At 71.8% G+C, this 20,438-nt stretch carries 16 protein-coding genes; 8 read left to right on the top strand and 8 right to left on the bottom strand.

Translation table 11 applies throughout. The annotated features are described in order from the left end of the window. Positions 1-32 precede the first annotated feature (32 nt). From GEV07_01640 to GEV07_01630, 3 genes are all read left to right on the top strand, one after another. Positions 33-2,507, top strand: coding sequence for a CHAT domain-containing protein (locus tag GEV07_01640; GenBank protein MQA01467.1), 2,475 nt, complete (start codon positions 33-35; stop codon positions 2,505-2,507). 128 nt (positions 2,508-2,635) lie between these two features. Beyond that, entirely contained in the window at positions 2,636-3,139 is a 504-nt protein-coding gene (locus GEV07_01635; GenBank protein MQA01466.1) for a DUF2752 domain-containing protein, read from the top strand. A 38-nt stretch (positions 3,140-3,177) separates the two neighbouring features. Then, positions 3,178-3,417, top strand: coding sequence for a hypothetical protein (locus GEV07_01630; GenBank protein ID MQA01465.1), 240 nt, complete (start codon positions 3,178-3,180; stop codon positions 3,415-3,417). 25 nt (positions 3,418-3,442) lie between these two features. Here the strand turns inward: GEV07_01630 and GEV07_01625 are convergent, their stop codons facing one another. The 6 genes from GEV07_01625 to GEV07_01600 form a co-directional block, all read right to left on the bottom strand. Beyond that, the gene (locus GEV07_01625) at positions 3,443-4,285 is read right to left on the bottom strand and encodes a sulfurtransferase (GenBank protein ID MQA01464.1); all 843 of its coding nucleotides are present in this window, start codon (positions 4,283-4,285) and stop codon (positions 3,443-3,445) included. A gap of 20 nt (positions 4,286-4,305) precedes the next feature. Then, positions 4,306-5,436 carry a PglZ domain-containing protein gene (locus GEV07_01620; GenBank protein MQA01463.1) on the bottom strand — a complete coding sequence of 377 codons (1,131 nt, stop codon included), beginning with the start codon at positions 5,434-5,436 and terminating at the stop codon, positions 4,306-4,308. Between the two features lie 81 nt (positions 5,437-5,517). After that, on the bottom strand, positions 5,518-6,093 hold the full coding sequence (locus GEV07_01615; protein MQA01462.1) for a phosphodiesterase: 576 nt from the start codon (positions 6,091-6,093) through the stop codon (positions 5,518-5,520). Positions 6,094-6,248: 155 nt separating this feature from the next. Next, positions 6,249-6,692 (bottom strand): hypothetical protein, encoded by a 444-nt coding sequence (locus GEV07_01610; protein ID MQA01461.1) that lies wholly within the window; start codon positions 6,690-6,692, stop codon positions 6,249-6,251. A 34-nt stretch (positions 6,693-6,726) separates the two neighbouring features. Beyond that, the gene (locus tag GEV07_01605) at positions 6,727-7,371 is read right to left on the bottom strand and encodes a response regulator (GenBank protein MQA01460.1); all 645 of its coding nucleotides are present in this window, start codon (positions 7,369-7,371) and stop codon (positions 6,727-6,729) included. Further along, positions 7,356-8,645 carry a sensor histidine kinase gene (locus GEV07_01600; protein MQA01459.1) on the bottom strand — a complete coding sequence of 430 codons (1,290 nt, stop codon included), beginning with the start codon at positions 8,643-8,645 and terminating at the stop codon, positions 7,356-7,358. The genes GEV07_01605 and GEV07_01600 overlap by 16 nt, the downstream gene beginning before the upstream one ends. Before the next feature lie 1,006 nt (positions 8,646-9,651). Between GEV07_01600 and GEV07_01595 the strand changes: the two genes are divergently transcribed. Together GEV07_01595 and GEV07_01590 are read left to right on the top strand one after the other, a co-directional pair. After that, positions 9,652-10,923, top strand: coding sequence for a glycosyltransferase (locus tag GEV07_01595; GenBank protein MQA01458.1), 1,272 nt, complete (start codon positions 9,652-9,654; stop codon positions 10,921-10,923). Positions 10,924-11,110: 187 nt separating this feature from the next. Further along, complete coding sequence (locus GEV07_01590; GenBank protein MQA01457.1) at positions 11,111-11,998, top strand: sugar kinase; 888 nt, start codon at positions 11,111-11,113, stop codon at positions 11,996-11,998. A gap of 103 nt (positions 11,999-12,101) precedes the next feature. On the opposite strand, the gene GEV07_01585 is transcribed toward GEV07_01590, so the two are convergent. Together GEV07_01585 and GEV07_01580 are read right to left on the bottom strand one after the other, a co-directional pair. Further along, entirely contained in the window at positions 12,102-14,900 is a 2,799-nt protein-coding gene (locus tag GEV07_01585; GenBank protein MQA01456.1) for a DEAD/DEAH box helicase, read from the bottom strand. Between the two features lie 46 nt (positions 14,901-14,946). Then, entirely contained in the window at positions 14,947-15,564 is a 618-nt protein-coding gene (locus GEV07_01580) for a rhomboid family intramembrane serine protease (protein MQA01455.1), read from the bottom strand. Between the two features lie 127 nt (positions 15,565-15,691). Here GEV07_01580 and GEV07_01575 point away from each other — a divergent pair, with 127 nt between their 5' ends. From GEV07_01575 to GEV07_01565, 3 genes are all read left to right on the top strand, one after another. Beyond that, the gene (locus tag GEV07_01575) at positions 15,692-18,121 is read left to right on the top strand and encodes a DNA topoisomerase 4 subunit A (GenBank protein MQA01454.1); all 2,430 of its coding nucleotides are present in this window, start codon (positions 15,692-15,694) and stop codon (positions 18,119-18,121) included. 103 nt (positions 18,122-18,224) lie between these two features. Beyond that, on the top strand, positions 18,225-19,271 hold the full coding sequence (locus GEV07_01570) for a LacI family DNA-binding transcriptional regulator (GenBank protein MQA01453.1): 1,047 nt from the start codon (positions 18,225-18,227) through the stop codon (positions 19,269-19,271). Positions 19,272-19,299: 28 nt separating this feature from the next. Continuing rightward, positions 19,300-20,424, top strand: a complete 1,125-nt coding sequence (locus GEV07_01565; protein ID MQA01452.1) for a substrate-binding domain-containing protein — start codon at positions 19,300-19,302, stop codon at positions 20,422-20,424. Positions 20,425-20,438: the final 14 nt, after the last annotated feature.

Raw genomic sequence — 20,438 nt, 5'->3', positions numbered from 1 at the left:
CCTGCGACGACGCCGAGGCCAGGTCGATCGCGTTGCGCGTGCTCGCCCTGGAGAGCAGGCTGCGCGGCGACGCGCGGCAGGCTGAACGGCTGTTGCGCGACGCCATCGAGCACGCCGACCTGGCCGGCTCGCAGCGACGGGCGGCGCAGGCGCGGTTGAGCCTGGTGCCGGTGCTCGCCGACCTCGGCCGGCTGCCCGATGCGCTCGCCGCGGCGCGGGCGGCACGGCCGGCGCTGCACGGCGTCGAGCTCGGTCAGCTGGAGACCCAGCGCGCGCTGGCGCTGAGCCGAGCGGGCAGGTACGCCGAAGCGCTCCGCGACTACGACCGCGCGCTGCGGTTGCTGCGGCCGGGCGGCGACGCGGAGTGGACGTGCCGGGTGCTCTCCAACCGCGCCGCCGTCCTCGGCTATCTCGGGCACTACCCGGCCGCCCGCCGCGACCTGCAGGTGGCACACCAGCTCGCCACCGACAACCGGCTGGACATCTACGCGTTCCGCACCAAGCACAACCTGGGCTTCGTCGAGCTGCGCTCCGGCGACCTCCCCGCCGCGTTGCGGTCGTTCGCGGCGGCCGAGCAGTGGCTGCCGGCCGGCAGCGTCGAGGCGTCCAGCCTGCTCGACGTCGCCGAGGCGTACCTCACCGGACGGCTCGTCCACGAGGCCAGGGAGAAGCTCGAGGAGGCGATCGAGGCACTCGCCGCCGGTGGCTTCGCCGTGGACGTGCCCGAGGCGGAGGTGCTGCTCGCCCGGCTGCACCTGCTGGACAAGGACCCGGACGCCGCGGCCAGGGTCGCCACCGGCGCGGCCGCCCAGTTCCGGCAACAGCGCCGCCCCGGATGGACGTCGCTCGCCCACCACCTCGCGCTCCACGCCCGGGTCGACCGGGGCGAGGCGGACCGCGGGCTGCTCGACCAGCTCCGCCGGTCGGCCGGCCAGCTGCGCCGGCGCGGCTGGGCGCACGCCGCCGTGCACAGCCACGTGCTGGCCGGCGACCTCGCCCGCCGGCTCGGGCACACGAGGATCGCCCGCACCGAGCTCGACCGGGCCAGCCACGCGAGGCAGCGCGGGCCGATCGCGGTACGCGCGCCCGCCTGGTACGCCACGGCGCTGCGCCGCCTCGTCGACGACGACGTCGGCGGCGCCCTGCGTGCCGCCAGGGCCGGCCTGCGTGCCGTGGACGAGTTCGCCGCCACGCTTGGCGCCACCGACCTCCGGGTCAGGGCGAGCGGCTGGGGCGAGGACCTCGCCACGTTGGGCGTGCAGCTGACCAAGCGGGCCGGTGACGCCTGGCACTACCTCACCTGGGTCGAAAGGTGGCGGGCCAACGCCCTGCGTCGTCCGCCGGTACGACCACCGCACGACGGCCGGCTGGCCGCCGACCTCGCGCACCTGCGTAGGGTCACCGCGGAGCTCGCCGCCAGCTCCGCACGTGGCGTCGTGTCGCCGAAGCTCGCCGCCGAGCAGGTGCGGCTGGAGCGCGCCATCCGCGACCGCAGCCGGATCGCAAGCGGGCCAGGCGGCCAGGGCACGTCGACGACCCTCGATCGCGGTGAGCTGCAGGCGCAGCTCGGCGACCGGGCGCTGGTCGAGCTCACCGAGTACGACGGCGCGCTCGTCGCGGTCACCGTGGTGGCGGGCAGGTGCCGGCTGCACGAGCTCTGCACGCTGACCGAGGCGACGGCGGAGATGGACGCGCTGCGGTTCGCCCTGCACCGGCTCGCCAGGCGGCACGGCTCGCGGGCGAGCCTCGCGGCCGCCGAGGCCGGCGTCGCGCACGCCGCGGGCCGGCTGGACACACTGCTGCTCGGCCCGCTGCTGCCGTACATCGGCGACCGCGAGGTGGTCCTCACCCCGACCGGCGCGCTGCACGCGCTGCCGTGGAGCGCCCTGCCGAACCTGCGCGACCGGCCGCTGTCCGTGGCGCCGTCGGCGACCATGTGGCTGTCCGCGGCGCGCGGCACCCGCAGGCGGGCGCGCAGGCGCGGCGCCGTGGTGCTGGCCGGCCCCGGGCTGGAACACGCCCCGCGCGAGGCACGGATGGTGGCACGGCACTACCAACGGGCCAGGCAGTTCACCGGTCGCAGGGCGACCGTCTCGGCCGCGCTCGGCGCGCTCGACCGCGCCGACGTCGCACACATCGCGGCGCACGGGACGTTCCGTTCCGACAACCCGCAGTTCTCTGCTCTCGACCTGGCGGACGGGCCGGTCACCGTCTACGACCTCGAACACCTGGAGGTGGCCCCGCGCCGGCTCGTGCTGTCGTCGTGCGACACCGCGCTGTCCGCCGTGCACGCCGGCGACGAGCTGCAGGGCGTGGCGGCCGCGTTCTTCGCGCTCGGCACCACCACGCTGGTCGCCAGCGTCACGCCGGTCGCGGACGACGAGACGCACGCCGTCATGACGCGCTTCCACCGGCTCCTCGCGGCCGGCAGTCCGCCCGGCCAGGCGCTCGCCGACGCCGGCACGAGCACCGGAACGCTCGGTTTCGTGTGCTTCGGCGTCGGGTAATCGGCACGTAACGGGAAACCGAACTCTGTCCGCCAGGCAAGACACCCGGCCGACGCGGAAACCGATCCGCCTGGCGTGACGTCGCAGCACTGCGACACCCCGGGAGATCCGCCGGAGCACACCCCGCAATGGCGCGACTCGCTTTACCAGAGCTTGACCGGACGTGCCGCATCCGCAAGGATGCCGCAGGCATCACGGGGAGGCAGATGGCCGTCGAGAGCCAGGCGAGACCACCGTTTCGCCGTCCGTGGCAAGGGACGTTCACCGATGCCCTTCGTCGAACGTCGATCAGAATGGGGGTTCTCGGTGCCGTCGCCTTGGTGCTCGCAAACCTGCAGCTACCGTGGCGGCCCACTACGCTCTGCGCCCTGCGCGGGACGATCGGTATCCCCTGCCCGCTGTGCGGCACCACGACAGCCGCTGTGCACATCGGCCAGCTCGATCTGCTGGGTGCGCTCGCGGCGAACCCGTTCACAGTCACCATCATCGCTTTGATCGCAACCGCGCCGTTGACAGGCATCGACCGCTGGTGGGACACCAGCCTGCGCAGTCGGCCGCGTGCGCTAATCTGCATCGCCTTGTTCGTCGCGGCCGAAGTCTGGCAGCTCTTCAGAGTCGACTTGCTGCCTTGATCGGGACGACGTCCCACGCAACCCCGAAAGGAATCTGCATGAGCACGCCGCAAGGATCACCTGCCGGCCAGCAGTCCAACACCCTCGGCATCATCGGCATCATCTGTGCCGTTCTCTGCTGGCCCGCCGGCCTGATCATCGCCATCATCGGCATGGTGAAGGCGGGTCAGAGCGGAGGGTCGAAGACCCTCTACACGGTCGCGTTGATCGTCAGCATCGTGGTCGGCATCTTCTCGATCGTCTACAACGTCGCCTTCAACCCGATGCTCGGCAGCTAGCCGTTGCCATCGCGACCGCGCCCGGTCAGCCAGGCTTCTCGCCGACGCTGACCGGGCGTGTGCTGTCTGTGATCCAGTCCGACCACGAACCGACGTAGAGCGCCGCGGGCACACCGGCGAGCCGCAGCGCCAACACCGTGTGCGCGGCGCTGACGCCGGATCCGCAGTATGCACCGACCTGCGTGTCGCCCGTGACGCCGAGCGCGTCGAACCGGTCGCGCAGCGCCTCGGCGTCGAGGAACCTGCCGTCCGGCCCGGAATTGTCGGCCGTCGGCGCGCTGACCGCGCCGGGGATGTGTCCGGCGACCGGGTCCACCGCCTCGGTCTCGCCGCGGTAGCGCTCCCCGGTACGTACGTCGAGCAGCACCCCGGCACGTGCGACGGCCGCGGCCTCGTCCGCGTCCACCAGCTCGAGACCGCCTGGACGCGCCTCGAAGTCACCCGTGGACGGCGCCGGTGGCTCGGTGCTCACCGGTTCGCCCGCCGCCACCCAGGCCTGGTACCCGCCGTCGAGCACCCGCACCTGGCGATGCCCGTAGTACGCCAGGCACCACCAGGCGCGTGCGGCGGCCATGCAGTCGCCGCCGTCGTAGACCACGACCGGGCGGTCCTGCGACACCCCGGCCGCCCGCATGGACGCACCGAAGTCGGCCGGTGCCGGCAGCGGATGCCGGCCGCCCGCGCCCGGGGGCGCGGCGAGCGCCGTGTCGAGGTCGACGTACACCGCGCCCGGCAGGTGACCCTCCCGGTAGGCGAGCTCACCGGGCGGCCCGCCGAGCGACCACCGCACGTCCAGCAAGGTCGGCGGCGCGGCACCGCGCAGCTGCTCGGCCAACTCGGCGACCTGCACCAGCTCCGACGTACCCACGTTGTTCCCTCCTGCCGGCGTCAACCGACGCGCGTCTCCAACAGCGGCACCTCGAGCTCGGCGCGGGTCAGCGAGCCGTGGTAGCCGACGAGCGCCGCGCCCTGCGGCTCCGCACGCGGCGCGACCATCGCCGACCGGTCGTACGGCACGGCGAGCACGTCGCCGATCCGCGGCAGCAACCCGGCCTCGATGCTCGGCCCGAACCACCCGGCGGCCACCGCCTCGTCCCTGGACACCACCCACGCCCGGCCGGCCAGCACCTCACGCCAGGCCTGGAGGACGTCGGGCGCGGCTCCCGACCGCGCGTAGATGTGCCTGAACCGCGGCTCACCGCCGAGCAGCAGCACACCGTCGGCCATGCCGGGCGTGCTCTCCACGTCGATCTTGTCGCCGTCGGTGACGTCCACCATGCCGTGGTCCGCCGTGACCCACAGCGCCGTGCCCGCAGGCAGTCGCTCGGTCAGCCGTTGCGTCAGTGTGTCGACGTCGCGCAAGGCCGTGCGCCATTCCTCGGAGTCGACACCGTGCACGTGCCCGGTGAGGTCCACGTCGCCCCAGTAGACGTACGCGAAGCCGCGGTCCACCCGGGTCAGTGCGGCGCCCGCGGCGTCGATGCGTTCCTCGGCCGTCTCCGCGGCCACGAACGACGCGCCACGGGTCGCCGCCACGGTGAGCCCGGAGTCCTTGAACGACGCCGGTCCGACGAAGAACGCCGGCAACCCAGCCGCGGTGGCCCGACCGAAGACGGTGGGCTGGCGCTGCCAGCCCACCGGATCCACCCGCTTCGACCAGTGCAGGTGGTTGAGCAGCCGCATCTCACCCGGGATACGCACCTTGAAGCCGAGCACGCCGTGGGTGCTCGGTGGTACCCCGGTGCCGAACGACACCAGGCTGGTCGCGGTGGTCGAAGGGGCCGCGGACATCAGCGCCGCGGCCTCCCGCATGGACGAGAGGAACGGGGCGGCGGACGCGTGCGCGCGCAGCTGTGCACGCCCAAGGCCGTCGATGAGCAACACGCAGCCGCGGTCGGTGCCGCCCAGCCGCAGCGCGTTCTGCTCCCCAGGCACACCGTGTGCGGCGAGCACGGAGGGCAGCAGCTCCGCGAGCGTCGCCTCACCGTAGCGAGGCACGACCGGTGGCGGCTGTGTCACGTGCCCACCCCATTCATCCGGTCACAGTAGCGGCTCACCGCAGCAGCTAGTCACATCGCGTGACGCGGGCCGGAAGGCCTGTCACCGGCTGGTGGCCGCGGACAGCGCGGCGGCGAAGTCCACCAACCGCTGCACCGCGTCGTCGCCTTCCGCCGTGCCGCTCACCCGGAGGGTGAGGTCGTCGGAGGTGAGCTGCCCGGTGTAGCCGTGGTCGGCCTCGCAGTTCTCGTCGGCGCAGCTGGCCGGCTCGAGGTCGACCCGGCCGACGATCCCCCACCCCACGGTGAGCGTGGCCTCGGCAGGCGCCCGGCCGGCCGCGTAGTTCGCCGGCTCCGGGATCACCGAGCTCAACAGCACCGACTGGATCTGGCGCAGCGGCACCGCTTCGACGCTCGTCGTCGCGTGCGGCTGCGAGGCGCCGTCGACCGGCGGGTGGTCGTCGGTGTGCAGGACGAGCAGCCGGGTACCGGTCAGCACCAGCACGGAGACGTGGCGCCGTACCTCCATCTCGACGTCGAACGTCGCCTCGTGGTGGACGATCCAGTCCGTCGCCGGGTCACTACCCAGCGCCGTCTCGACCCCGTGCACCACCAGCTCGGGAAAGTAGCCGCAGCGCTCCACCTCGGTACGCAGATCATCCAGCGTGCTAGTCGTCATCCCCCCATCCTGGCACCTCGCCGTTCCGGCCAGGGACGCAACCAACGCCGGACGGCGGGTCAGCTGAACGCGGGCGACCGCCCGCGTCAGTCCGGAGCCGAACGCGCGCAGCCGCCGCACGCCGTCCGCGCCCTCGGTCTCGGTGTCCACGCGGATCAACGCGTCGCTCGACGTAGGCTGCCGGAGAACCTGCCGTCGTCGGGCGTCGCGTTGAGCTTCTTGTCGCTGTTCCAGCTCACCAGCAGGTACGCGACGTCCGGCACGTCCGGCTTGCCGTCCCCGTTCGCCGGGTAGCGGCGCGACCGGCTGACGACGGACGTGACGTTACGCAACGGCACGCCGGCGACACCGGTGGACCAGCACGACTGGCCGCGGTGCGGGGTGTTGTCGGCGTTCAGGTACAGGAACCTCGACTCGGTGAGCGCGAAGATCAGGACCTGCGCGGTCGAGCCGCCTGCGCCCGGCCGGGCCCGGTGCCAACAGAACCAGTCGCGCATCGACTCCCCGGCGACCATGTCCTGGATCTGTTCGACCACGAAGTCCGGATACACGTCCCGCTTGCGGATCTCGGCTTCCAGATCCTTGCTGGTTCCAATCATGGAGCCAATGTTGGCATTGGGCGGACGGCCGTGGTCACGAGTCGAGGAACCGTAATACGGCCAATACCCTTCGGTGATCGTGCTGGCTGCCCGGTGGCATGCCCAGCTTGGTGAAGATGCCACTCACGTGCTTCTCGACCGCACCGTGGCTGAGTACCAGCTGCTCGGCGATGCCGGTGTTCGAGCGGCCTTCCGCCATCAGCGCGAGCACCTCCCGCTCGCGGTTCGACAGCTCGGCGAGCGGGTCCCTGCGCCGGCTCCTGACCAGCAGCTGCCCGACCACCTCCGCGTCGAGCGCCGTGCCGCCGTCGATGACCCGGCGCAGCGCGGCGAGGAACTCGTCCACGTCGGCGACCCGGTCCTTCAGCAGGTAGCCGACCCCGCGCGACTCCCCCGCGATCAGGTCCACCGCATAACGTTCCTCGACGTACTGCGACAGCACGAGTACGGCGACGTCCGGATGGTTCTTCCTGATCACCAGTGCCGCCCGCAGCCCCTCGTCGGTGTGCGTAGGCGGCATCCGCACGTCCGCCACCACGGCATGCGGTGGCTCGGCCTCGACCGCGCGCAACAGCTCGTCGGCGTCCGCCACCGCCGTCACGTCGTAGCCGGCGGTTTCCAGCAGCCGCACCAGGCCCTCGCGCAGCAGCACGGAGTCTTCGGCTAGTACGACGCGCATGGCAGCTCCGCGATGATCGTGGTGGGACCGCCGTACGGACTGTGCACCTCGAAGACACCGTCCAACGCCGCCACCCTCCGCTCCAGACCGGCCAGGCCGGTTCCCGCTGCCATCGTCGCGCCACCGCGCCCGTCGTCCTCGATCGACACGCGCAGCCGGTCGTCGATCCTGACGACGGCGATTTTCGCCTGCGTGGCACCAGAATGCCGCGACACGTTCGTCAGCGCCTCGGCGACCACGAAGTAGGCAGCCGCCTCGACGGTCAGGTCCGCCCGTTCCGCCACGTCGACGTCGACCGCTACGGGCACCGCACAACGCGCGGCGAGCGCAGACAGTGCCGCGTCCAGGCCGCGGTCGGTCAGCACTGCAGGGTGGATGCCGCGCACCAGCTCGCGCAGGTCCGCCAACGCGGCCTTGGACTCCTCGTGCGCCTTGACGATCAGCACACGCACCTCGTCGGGGTCGTCGGCGTAACGCGCCCGCGCTACGCCGAGGTCCATCGCCAACGCGACCAACCGCTGCTGCGCGCCGTCGTGCAGGTCGCGCTCGATCCTGCGCCGCTCCGCGTCCGCCGCGGCGACCACCCCGGCGCGGCTGGTCCGTAGGGTGCTGACCTCTTCGGTGAGCCGCTCCTTCTCGCTCGGGCCGAGCAGGCTGCGTACGACGACGGCGTCGACGATGATGGCCGCACGCGCGAGCCAGGGCGCGGTGACGAGCAGGGCGACGCCGCCGGCGAGCATCAGCGACGTCTGCGCGACGGCCCAGCTGCCGGAGTCGAACAGCACGAAGGGCGCACCGGTGAGCAGGGTGATGCCGAAGCCCCAGCTACCGCCCACCAGGCCGGCCTGCACGGCGCTCACCGGCAGGCGTGCGAGGCAGTACCCGATCTCGCGCCACCTGTCCCGCGACCGCAGCAGCGTGGACAGCGAACGCACGACACCCGTCCTGCCCTCGAGCGGGCTCGGCGGTACGTCCACGCCGGCGAAACCGCGCAACCGCGCCCGGTCCAGGTTCGCGAACGCGCGCGCCAACCCCATGCTCAGCCACAGCAACGGCGTACCGAGGAAGAGGAACGGCGTCGTGACCAACGCCAGCGCGGTGAACGGCGGGACGAGCGCGAAGTACAGCACGCCGAGGATGAGCCCGAGGAGCACGTGGATCGTGTACTTCCACGGCGTCCACGTCAACGGTGCGCGCAACCACGGCGGCAGCCGGCCCGGCTCCGCCTGACCAGACCGCGCGCCGTCCTCGACAGGCGGCTCGGATGCCGTCATTTCCTGGTCTTCTCCTCGACGTGTCCACGTCACCTCGTGCTTCACCTTAGGCGGCCAGCATGGAGGCGGACATCAGGTAAGCCACCTACGGGAGGTGGGGTAAACCCCACCAACCTTCCGGGCGCCCGCGCCATGGCTGCGCCCGCCGTTCGCGACCAGGCTGGAGAACACGAATTCACGTTCGCGAAAGGGCTCATCGATGACAGTGCTTGCCATGGTCCTGGCGCTCGCGGGTGCCGCGTGTTACGCCGTCGGTGCCGCTCTCCAGCATCAGCAAGCGGCGGCCATTACGCCACAGGGCCTGCATCCCCGGCTGCTGCTGCAGCTCGTCCACCGGCCCAGGTGGCTCGCCGGTGTGGTGGCCAACGCAGCGGGCGCCGGACTCCACGTGCTGGCACTTGCTTTCGCGCCGCTGGCGCTCGTGCAGCCGATCGGTGTGATGACCGTCGTCTTCGCGGTGCCTGCCGCCGCACTGCTGCGCCGCCGCCGGCCGCTCGCCGGCGAGGTCGTCAGCGCGGTGGTGGTATCCGCCGGCCTGGCACTGCTGATGACCACGTTGCGCGCCACGGCGGCGGTGCCCGAGCTCAGCTTCACCGATGTCGTGCCGCTCGCCGGTGTCGTCGTTGGCGTGCTCGGCCTGGCCGCGCTCGTCGTACGGCGGGTGTCCGGGCCGGTACGCACGCTCGTGCTCGCAGCCGGTACGGGGATCGCGTTCGGCGTGACGTCGGCGTTGCTGCGGCCGCTGATGCACGCCGTCGGCGGTGCCGGTGTGCTCGCCCTGTTCAGCTGGATCACACTCGCCGCCCTCGCCGTCGCGGGGATCGGGCTGCTGCTGCAGCAGTCGGCGTTCCAGACCGGCAGGCTCGGCCTCGCCATCGCGGTCATCACCGTCACCGACCCGCTCGCTGCGATCGGCATCGGCAGCCTGTTCCTCGGCCAGCCCGCCCGGGTGGACGACGTGCTCGTCGCCGCTGTCGCCGTCCCACTCATCGTTACGGGGGTCGTCTTGCTCTGCCGTCGGTTTCGCCGCCCCTACACCGGTCACCTCGTACCTGCCGTCACCGCCCGGCCGGCGCCGACGGCCGGGCTCCGCGTCCTCATCGGCGCGGACACGTACCCACCGCAGGTGAACGGCGCCGCGTTCTTCACCTACCGGCTGGCGCACGGCCTCGCCGCCCGCGGACACGACGTGCACGTCTGCTGTCCGGCCGAGGACGGCGACGCCGTCGTGGAGTACGAGGACGGCATCACCGTGCACCGGGTGCGGTCCGTACGCACGCCGTTCCACCACACGTTCCGGGTCGCCAACCCGGCGACCGTGCGCCGCGACGTGGCCGAGGTCTGCACCGAGGTGCAGCCGGACGTCAGCCACGTACAGAACCACTTCCTGATCGGCCGCGCGCTGTGCCGCCTGGCCGGTCGCACGAACCTGCCGCTGGTCGCCACCAACCACTTCATGCCGGAGAACCTGCTGCCCTACCTGCCGCTGCCCGAGCCGGTCGCCAGGCTCATCACGAAGCTGGCGTGGCACGACCTGGCGAGCGTGTTCGCTCCGGCGAGCGCCCTCACCACACCGACGCCGACGGCCGCGCGACTGGTGACGGCGTCCGGCATCGGGAAGCACGTGGAACCGGTGTCGTGCGGCATCGACCTCGACCGGTTCAAGGCGCAGCCGGACGGCACGCACAACGGCGAAAGGAAGCGCATCCTGTTCGTCGGCAGGCTCGACGCGGAGAAGCACATCGACGACCTCGTCGACGCCCTGCCGGCGGTGCGGGAACACGTCGACGCGGAGCTGGTCGTCGCCGGCATCGGCAACCTGCGCGACGACCTGGAGGCGCGGGCGAGCGACCGCGGGGTCGCGGAGTACGTCCGGTTCCTCGGTTACGTCCCCGACGAGGACCTGCCCGGGCTCTACTCGTCCGCCGACGTGTTCTGCATGCCGGGGACGGCCGAGCTGCAGAGCCTGGTCACGCTGGAGGCGATGGCCACCGGGCGGCCGGTGGTCGCCGCCGACGCCATGGCACTGCCGCACCTCTGCCAGCACGGCAGGAACGGCTTCCTGCACCGGCCGCGCAACCACGCCGAGCTCGGCGAGCACGTCCGCACGATCCTCACCGACGACACGCTGCGGGCCCGGATGGGGCGGGAGAGCCTGGTCATCGCCATGGGCCACGACCAGACCGCCTCGCTGCAGCGGTTCGAGCAGATCTACGGCGAGGTCACCGGCTTCCGGCTGCCCGCCCGTCGCGGCGCATCCGAACCCGTCGCCGCCTGACGAGAAGCGGGTCAGAGGCGAACTCCACCGGACACCGTCCGGTGGGGTTCGTCACGTCCCGGTCCGCTGTGCAGGGAATACTCGTCCCGATCCGGCTACCCGCGCGGAGTGTCCGCGAACAATCACCCGGTCCCCTTGTACGGTTTGGCACACAGGGACGACCGCGACGCCCGAGACGGAGTGGGACATGAGCAGGTTTGTCGTCGTCGGCGATCTCATGACTGACGTGGTCGCCAGGGTCATGGGACCTGTCACGCTCGGCATGGACACCCCGGCCTGGGTGGACAGCTACGGCGGTGGATCAGGCGCGAACGTCGCCGCCTGGCTGGGCATCCAGGGCGAACACGTCGTCTACGTGGCCAGGCGCGGCCCGGACGTCGTCGGCCGCACCAGGGAGATGGAGCTGCTCGGTTACGGCATCGACCCCCGGGTGGTGATGGACCAGGCACGGCCGACCGGCACCTGCGTCGTCATCGTCGGCGAGCGCGGCGACCGCAGCCAGTTCCCCGACCCGGGCGCGAACGCCGCACTGCGGCCGGAGGACATCCCGCCCGACGTGTTCGACCAGGACACCCACCTGCACCTGTCCGGCTTCCCGCTGGCCCACGAGGGCGGCCGCGACGGCGCCATGACCGCCATGAGCTACGCCATCGAGCGCGGCTCGACCGTCTCGCTCGACACCCCTTCGGTGCCGCTGCTCGAACGGCTCGGCGGCGACACGTTCCTCGGCCTGGCCCGCGGCGGCACGCTGCTGGTCGCGAACAAGGCGGAGGCGAGCTTCCTCTCCGGCGAGTACGACACGTACGCCGCCGCCCGAGCGCTGACCAAGCACTTCCCGCACGTCGTGGTCACCGAGGGCAGCTCGGGCGCCGTGTGGACGGCGAACGGCGAGAACCCGGTGCACTGCCCGGCCCACCAGGTCGAGGTCGTCGACCCGACCGGCGCCGGCGACGCGTTCTGCGCCGGCTTCCTGCCGCACTGGCGCGCCGGCTCACCACCGACCGACGCCCTCGCCGCGGGCGCGGCGCTCGCCGCCCGCGTCCTCGTCCAGACCGGCGCCCGCCCCACCGACTGACCTGCCGCGGCGGGGTCACGCTCGCTCAGCCGAACCTGATGTGCTCGAGCCCTGTCCACGCGCGGCGCAATGACCACCCCGTGGTCGGCGAGAACCGCAGTGGTCAGCGCCAGGCGACGCGCATTGCGGTGGTCACGGCGAACGGGTCGGCGCCTGACTGGGCCTGGAGGACGCCGGCGCCCTCCGGGCTGCCGGTGTAGAGCGGCTCGCCGTCGCTGACCCAGCGGCGCCACGCCTGCGCGTACGCCTTCGCGCGGCCCGCGTTCACGCCGAGCTCCTCGGGCACCGCGTGCCAGACGACGGCCTTCGGCCGCAGCTTGCCGGCCAGCAGGCGGGTCCCGTCGAGCAGCTGGGTGAGGTCTCCGGTCGGCGGGTCGAGCAGGTAGCGCGGCACCACGTACCGCGGCGTGGCGATGGGGCTGATCGCGTCGTCGAGCGCGCGGGCGAACCGCGCGGAGACATCCTCCGCCACGCCTTCGAGGGCGAACTGGTAGCTGCCGTCCGGCTCGACGTTCCACCGCACGCCGTCGGCGCCGACCGGGGACAGCTCGGCGTCACGCAGGCCGTCGGCGACCGCGTAGGCGATGCGCAGCGTGTCCACCGGCTCCGCGGCCGCCAGCACCAGCCGGCCGGCCCGCCAGACCTGCACCACACCCATGACGAGTGCCGCGATCATGCCGAGCACGAAGACGATCGCCGCGATGAACAACCGCAGCCGCAGGACGGTGAACGCGAGCAGCAGCGAGGTGCCGGCGAGCACCACCGGCCGCCTGCCGCGCGACGGGACCGAGCCGCGGTTGACCCGCACACCGTCCGCGGCCGGCACGGCGACCGGCGCCGCCGTGCTCGCCCCGCCGGCGACGAGGGTCTCCGCCCGCCTGGTCGCCGTCGGCCGGACGTCGGTACGTACGCGCAGCGTGTGCACGAACCGGTCCAGGTACGGCTGTCCCACCTGCCAGCGCTCGCCCAGCAGCTCCCGGCCACCGGCCCGCTGCAGCATCGCCGCGTTGACGCCGGCGAACTCGGCGACAGGCGGCGGCGCGTACGGCGACAGCGCCGCGTCCACGTGGGCCACGCCGCCGACCACCTCGCCGTGGTCGTCGAGCGCGTAGTAGCCCTCGTGCTTGCGGACGAACCTGCCCCAGTCGGTGGCGCCCTTCGGGTGCTGCTCGGTGACGCACACGACCGTCCAGGTCAACGCCACCTTGTCCGGCCAGCGCGGGTCGATCCGCAGGGCGCGGCCACGGGTTTGCACGACGGCCGTCGGCGTAGTCGCCGTGGTCAGGTCGACCACGCCGGTCACGCCCTTGGCGTCCCAGCCCTCGCCGAGCAGGGCCCTCGTGCCGACCAGGACGCGGCAGCCGCCGGCTTCGAAGAAGTCCGTGACCAGGCGCACCCAATGCCGGCTGCGCCAGTCGCCGGTGATCTCGACCACGCCGGTCACCTCCGGCGACACCGGGTCGAGCCGCACCTCGGGCGCATGCTCGGTGACGTACGCGACGAGCGCCCTTGCGGTGTCCGCGGCGGCGGCCACCACCCGGCCGGTCACCAGCACCGGGTCGAGTGCCGCGGTCTCGGCACCGACGAGCGTCTCGAGCACCAGCCGCGCCGACCCCGCGTCCTCGGCGAGCACCCCGGACAGCCGCGCCGGCAGTGTCGCCGTGGCCCGTTCGTGGTCGCACAGCACGAGCAGCCGCATCCGGTCGCCGATGTTCGCGCTCTCCGCCCGGACGATCTCCACCACCGCGTCGGTCTTCGCCGCGCTACGTGCGAGCACCCGGTCGACCGGTGACCTGCCGGCCCTGATCCCGGCACGGGTCAGCCGGTAGCCGATGCTCGGCAGCGCGTCCCTGATCCGTTCGGCCGCCTCGAGATCGCCGGCAGAGTCGGTCTTCGTCAGGCAGTTGCGCACCCAGTCGTCGACCAGCAGCACCCAGTCGTCCGCGGTCGGCCGGGCGCGGTGCTCCTCGCGCAACCGTGCACCGGTAGGCAGGCCGAGCAGCCCGCCGTTGTGGAATCGCAGTACGGCGCGTGCGACGTCCGGCGCCTCCTGCTCGATCTTGTACCAGGGCACGACCTCGGTGCCGTCGGCCGACCGGCGCACGAACCGCTGGTCCAGCCAATGCAGGAACGGCACGGACCCGAACGACGGGTCGGTCAGGTCGGTGACCATCTCGAGGAAGCGCTCGGTCTCCCCCGCCAGCCAGTCGGTCTCGTCCGACGTCGGCGTGGTGAGCCACACCAGCTCACCGAAAGGGGCGAGGGTGCCCTCCCGCACCGCGGCCGGAATGGTCGCCGCGTACGCCGTCTCGCCGAACAGCTCGGCCACCAGGTCGCGCTGCTCGACGCTCAGCGAGTCCGGCGGGGTCGCGGTCAGCCCGAGCACCCTGGCCTGCGGGATCTCGGCCAGCAGCTCGACGAGCAGCCGCCCCCAGACCTCGAGCAGGTGGTGGCACTCGTCGAGCACGACGGTGAGCTCCGGTTGCGCGTGCATCGCCGCCACCAGCGCCTGGCCGTTGGGGTGCAGCCGGTCGAGCAGCGACGCCGACTGCGCTGCGGGGTCGGTCTGCTGCCCGTCCTCGTCGACCTCGTCGTCGGGCGAGAACGTCGCCAGCGCCTGGTAGGTCAGCGCGGTCAGCGGCGCGTCGAGCGCCCGGTCGGTGCCGACGGGCACGACGGCGGGCGTGAACTGCGCCCACTCGCGCACCCACTGCGTCTGGATCGCCGTGTTCGGGCCGAAGACCACCGTCGGCTGGCCGGCCCTGCGGGCGAACTCCAGCCCGACCAGCGTCTTCCCTGCACCGGGCGGCAACACCACCCAGGCGCGCCTGCGGTCACCGCGTACCACCTGGTCGAGGGCGTCGAGCGCCTCCCGCTGGTGCCGCCGCAACGGGACGGACAACTGCGTCGTCTCGAACGCCGCCCCGACGTCGTCGAGCGACGCTGCGTCACCGGCCAACGCCGTACCCGTTCGCCCCTCCACTGCGGCGCCGCATCAGCCAGGCGGCGAGCACGCCGCCGACGAACCCGAACAGGTGGGCCTGCCAGGAGATGTACGGCGTGCTGGGGATGATCCCGGTCAGCATCCCGCCGTACAGCAACAGCACCGCGATGCTGATCATGATGGAGCCGATGCTGCGTACGAAGATGCCGCGGACCAGGAGGAACCCGAGCAACCCGAAGATGACGCCGCTCGCGCCCACCACGACGGTGCCCGGGCTGGTCAGCATCCAGGCCCCGAACCCGCTGGTCAGCGCCGTGAGCACGATGACGGCCACGAACCGCGCCGCGCTCACCGCGAGGTACGCGACGAACGCCAACACCGCGTACGACATGCTGTTCGCGATCAGGTGCTCGAAGCCGGCGTGCAGGAACGGCGCGAACAGCAGCCCCTGCAGGCCGCCGACGTCGAGCGGGTGGATGCCGTAGCCGTCCAGCCGCCCCCCGAGCACGGTGTCGACGATTTCGATCGCCCACAGCACGGCCAGCGAGCCGCCGACCACGAGCAGTCCGCCCACGGCACGGTCCGTCCAGTGCCGGGTCCGACCTGTGGTGTCTTGGCCCATCGACCCATTGTCCATCCCGAGCCTGGTAACTGGGTAACGATCCGCGATACGTCGTCACGCAGCGAAAGCGGGGGCTCGTCGGCGGGTCCAGTTGGGGCGAGCCGGCCGCCCCCGGGAGAATCGGGGCATGCCACGGCGCACGAAGACACCACCACCAGAGGAGTTCGAGGAGCGGATCGTCGACATCGACGTCTCCTCGGAGATGCGGGAGAGCTTCCTCGAGTACGCGTACTCGGTCATCTACTCGCGTGCACTGCCCGACGCCCGCGACGGGCTGAAGCCCGTGCAACGCCGCATCCTCTACCAGATGCGGGAGATGGGCCTACGTCCCGAGCGCGCGCACGTGAAGTGCGGGCGCGTCGTCGGCGACGTGATGGGCAAGCTGCACCCGCACGGCGACACCGCGATCTACGACACGCTCGTGCGGATGGCGCAGTCGTTCACCATGCGGCTGCCGATGGTCGACGGGCACGGCAACTTCGGCTCCCTCGACGACGGGCCCGCGGCGTACAGGTACACCGAGTGCCGGCCGGCGGAACCGGCCGGCGCCATGACGGACAGCCTGGACGAGGACGTCGTCGACTTCCGGCCGAACTACGACGGCCAGCTCACCGAGCCCGAGGTGCTGCCGGCCGCGATCCCGAACCTGTTGGTCAACGGTGCCGCCGGCATCGCCGTGGGCATGGCGACGAACATGCCGCCGCACAACCTCGGTGAGGTCGTCGCGGCCTGCCAGCACCTGATCGAGAACCCGGACGCCGACCTGGACGAGCTGATGCGCTACGTGCCGGGCCCTGACCTGCCGGCCGGCGGGAAGATCATCGGTCTGGACGGGATCAGGGACGCGTACGAGAGCGGGCGCGGCTCGTTCAAGATGCGTGCGACGGCGCGGGTGGAGAACGTCACCGCACGGCGAAAGGGCATCGTCGTCACCGAGCTGCCGCTGTCCGTCGGGCCGGAGAAGGTGAAGGAGCGCATCGGCGACCTGGTGCGGTCGAAGCGCCTCGCCGGCATCCACGACGTGCAGGACTACACCGACAGGCACCAGGGGCTGCGGCTGGTGATCGAGCTGAAGGGCGGCTTCAACCCCGACGCCGTGCTCGACCAGCTGTACCGGCTGACGCAGCTCGAGGAGTCCTACGGCATCAACAACGTCGCACTCGTCGACGGCCAGCCGCGCACGCTCGGGCTGCGCGAGATGCTGCAGGTGTACGTCGAGCACCGGTTCGACGTCGTACGCAGGCGTACCGCGTTCCGCAGGAAGAAGCGCGAGGAGCGGCTGCACCTGGTCGACGGCCTGCTGGTCGCACTGCTCGACATCGACGAGGTCATCCAGGTGATCAGGGAGAGCGAGAACTCCGCACACGCCAAGGAACGGCTGATGCAGATCTTCGACCTCTCCGAGATCCAGGCGCAGTACATCCTGGACACCCCGCTGCGGCGGCTGACCAAGTTCGACCGGCTGGAGCTGGAGCAGGAAGGCGAGGAGCTGCGCCAGCAGATCGCCGAGCTCACCGCCATCCTGGACTCCGACGACGAGCTGCGCCGGGTGGTCTCAGAAGAGCTCACGGAGATCGCGAAGCAGTTCGCCACGCCGCGCCGTACGGTGCTCCTGGAGTCCGCCGGCCAGCCGGCGACCGCCGCGCCGCTCGAGGTCACGGACGACCCGTGCCTGGTGCTGCTCTCGTCGACCGGGCTGCTCGCGCGCACCACCGGTGTCGACGAGATCGGCCGCGACGGCGCACGCGCCAAGCACGACGTGCTCGTCTCGTCCGTACGTGCCACCGCGCGCGGTGAGGTCGGAGCGGTCACCAGCACCGGCCGGCTGCTGAAGCTGCCGATGCTCGACCTGCCCGCGCTGCCACCGGCAGCCGGCAGCCCGAGCTTGTCCGGCGGCGCGCCACTGCGCGAGTTCGTCTCGCTCGAGCGCGGCGAGCGGGTCGTCGGGCTGACCTCCCTCGTGGCCGGCGGCGCCGGCCTGGCCATCGGCACGGCGGCCGGCGTCGTCAAACGGGTGACGGCCGACTACCCGGGCTACAGGGACGGCTTCGACGTCATCTCGCTGCGCGAGGATGACGAGGTCGTCGGCGTCGCCGACCTGGAGAGCGACGACGAGGAGCTGTGCTTCGTGACAACGAACGCCCAGCTGCTGCACTTCGCCGCGTCGAACGTCCGTCCGCAGGGCCGCAGCGCCGGCGGCATGACCGGCGTCAAGCTCACCACCGACGCGAAGGTGGTGTGGTTCGGCGCTGTCACGCCGAACCCGGACACGGTCGTCGTCACCGTCGCGGGCGCGTCCGACACGTTGCCGAGCACCATCCCTGGCGCGGCGAAGGTCACCCCGTTCACCGAGTACCCGGCCAAGGGCCGCGCCACCGGCGGCGTGCGCTGCCACCGCTTCCTGAAGGGCGAGGACACCCTCGTGCTCGCCTGGGTCGGCACCGCCCCACCACGGGCCGCCGCAGCCTCAGGCGTAGCGATCGACCTCCCCACAGAACACGGCCGCCGCGACGGCTCCGGCACGCCGCTGAAGAAGCCGATCGCCGCCATCGGCTAGGGCTGGTAGCCGGCCCGGCCGGCGCGCTCACCTGGTGGTTGTTGCACAGCCGTTGCCTGCTCGGCCTTGACAGGCTGCGGCGGGGCGGCCAGAGTCCACCCTGATGACAACGTTGTCGACGAGTAGGTCACGCGCCCGGCCGACGATGGCCGACGTGGCGCGGCGTGCTGGTGTGTCGCTGAAGACCGTGTCGCGGGTCGTCAACGACGAGCCCGGCGTGCACACCGGCACCGTGGACCGGGTGCGCAAGGCGATCGAGGAGCTGAACTACCGGCGCAACGACGGCGCCAGCCTGCTGCGCCGCGGCGCCGCCACCGCGAGCATCGGCCTGGTGGTGGAGGACCTCGCCGACCCGTTCTACTCCGCGGTCGCCGCCGGGGTGGAACAGACCGCGCGGCTGCGGGGGCACCTGTTGCTCACCGGCTCCGGCGAGTCCGACCCGCGGCGCGCGCACGACCTGGCGCTCGCCTTCTGCGCCCGCCAGGTCGACGGGCTGATCATCGTGCCCGCGGCCGACGACCACAGCTGGCTGCAGCCCGAGGTCGACCGCGGCACGCCCGTGGTCTTCGTGGACCGGCCTGGCACCGGCTGCCCCGCGGACGTCGTGGTCGTCGACAACGACGGCGGCATCAAGGCCGCCGTGTCGCACCTGGCCAACCAAGGGCACCGCAGGATCGCGTTCCTCGGCGACGACCCGGCGTTCTGGACGGCCCAACGGCGCCGTGCCGCGTTCAAGCGCAGCATGGCGGCACGCCGGCTCTCGGTACGCGACATGGTCGCGATGGGTCCGCACGAACCGTTCGCGCTCGCCGACCGGGTCCGCACCTGGCTGGAGCTCGCCGACCCGGTGACGGCCGTCGTCGCGGGCAACAACAGGATCAGCGCGACGCTGCTACGGGTACTCGCCGCCATGGACCGTCGCGACCTCGCCGTCGTCGGTTTCGACGACTTCGAGCTCGCCGACCTGCTCGACCCGCCGGTCACGGTGGTCGCGCAGGATCCCACGAAGATCGGCCAGCAGGCGGCGAGCGTGCTGTTCGCACGTCTCGACGGCGACAGCGGCCCACCCAGGCACGTTGTGCTGCCCACCCGGCTCGTACCCCGCGGTTCCGGAGAGGTACCGCCTTGGCATCCGCGGGAGAACCCGTAGAGAGATCCCACCACCTTGGAGGACGACGATGGCGACGTCTGGCAGGTCACGGCTGCTCGCCGCGTTCGCCGCACTCGCGCTGTTCGGCGCGAGCGCTTGCGGCGCAACGCAGAGCGGCGAGGAGGAGGCCAACGAAGGAAAGACCAGGGAAGGCAAGAAGTCCGGTCGCATCGCGTTGCTGTTGCCGGAGAACAAGACCGCGCGTTACGAGGCGGCGGACCGGCCGTTCTTCGAGCAGCGGATGAAGGAGCTCTGCCCGGACTGCAAGATCGACTACAAGAACGCCACGCAGAGCGCCGATCTCCAGCAGCAGCAAGCCGATGCGGCGCTCACCAACGGTGCCGACGTCCTCGTCCTCGACCCGGTCGACAGTGAGGCGGCGGCCAAGATCGTGGACAAGGCCAAGGGCCAGAACGTGCCCGTGCTCTCGTACGAGCGGCTGATCCTCGGCTCGGAGCCCGACTGGTACATCTCGTTCGACAACGTGAAGGTCGGCGAGGAGCAGGCGAAGTCACTGGTGGCCAGGCTGGACGAGCTCGGCACCAGGAAGAAGGGCCAGATCGTGATGATCAACGGCTCCCCCACGGACAACAACGCGAAGCTCTTCAAGCAGGGCGCGCACTCCGTACTCGACGGCAAGGTGAAGATCGGCAAGGAGTACGACACCCCGGAGTGGAGCCCGGACAACGCGCAGAAGCAGATGGACCAGGCGATCACCGCGCTCGGCAAGGACAAGATCGTCGGCGTCTACGCGGCCAACGACGGCACGGCAGGCGGTGCCATCGCCGCCATGCGCAAGGCGGACATGGACCTCGAGCAGGTCCCAGTCACCGGCCAGGACGCCGAGGTCGCCGGGCTGCAGCGGGTCGTGGCCGGCGAGCAGTACATGACGATCTACAAGCCGATCAAGGACGAGGCCGCCAAGGCGGCGGAGATCGCGTACGACCTGCTGCAGGGCAAGACCCCGAAGAAGGAAGCCGACACCGACAACGGTGAGGCGAAGATCCCTTCCACCTTCCTCCCGGTGCAGGCGGTCACCGCCGACGACCTGGAAGACACGGTGCTGAAGGACGAGTGGGTCACCTACGAGCAGCTCTGCGCCGGCAAGTACGAGGCGGCGTGCAAGAAGCACGGGATCGAAGCCCGAGACTGACCGGTTCGCCGTCG

This window comes from Streptosporangiales bacterium (genome assembly GCA_009379825.1).
GTDB lineage: Bacteria > Actinomycetota > Actinomycetes > Streptosporangiales > WHST01 > WHST01.
This window is presented reverse-complemented; position numbering and strand designations above follow the sequence as displayed.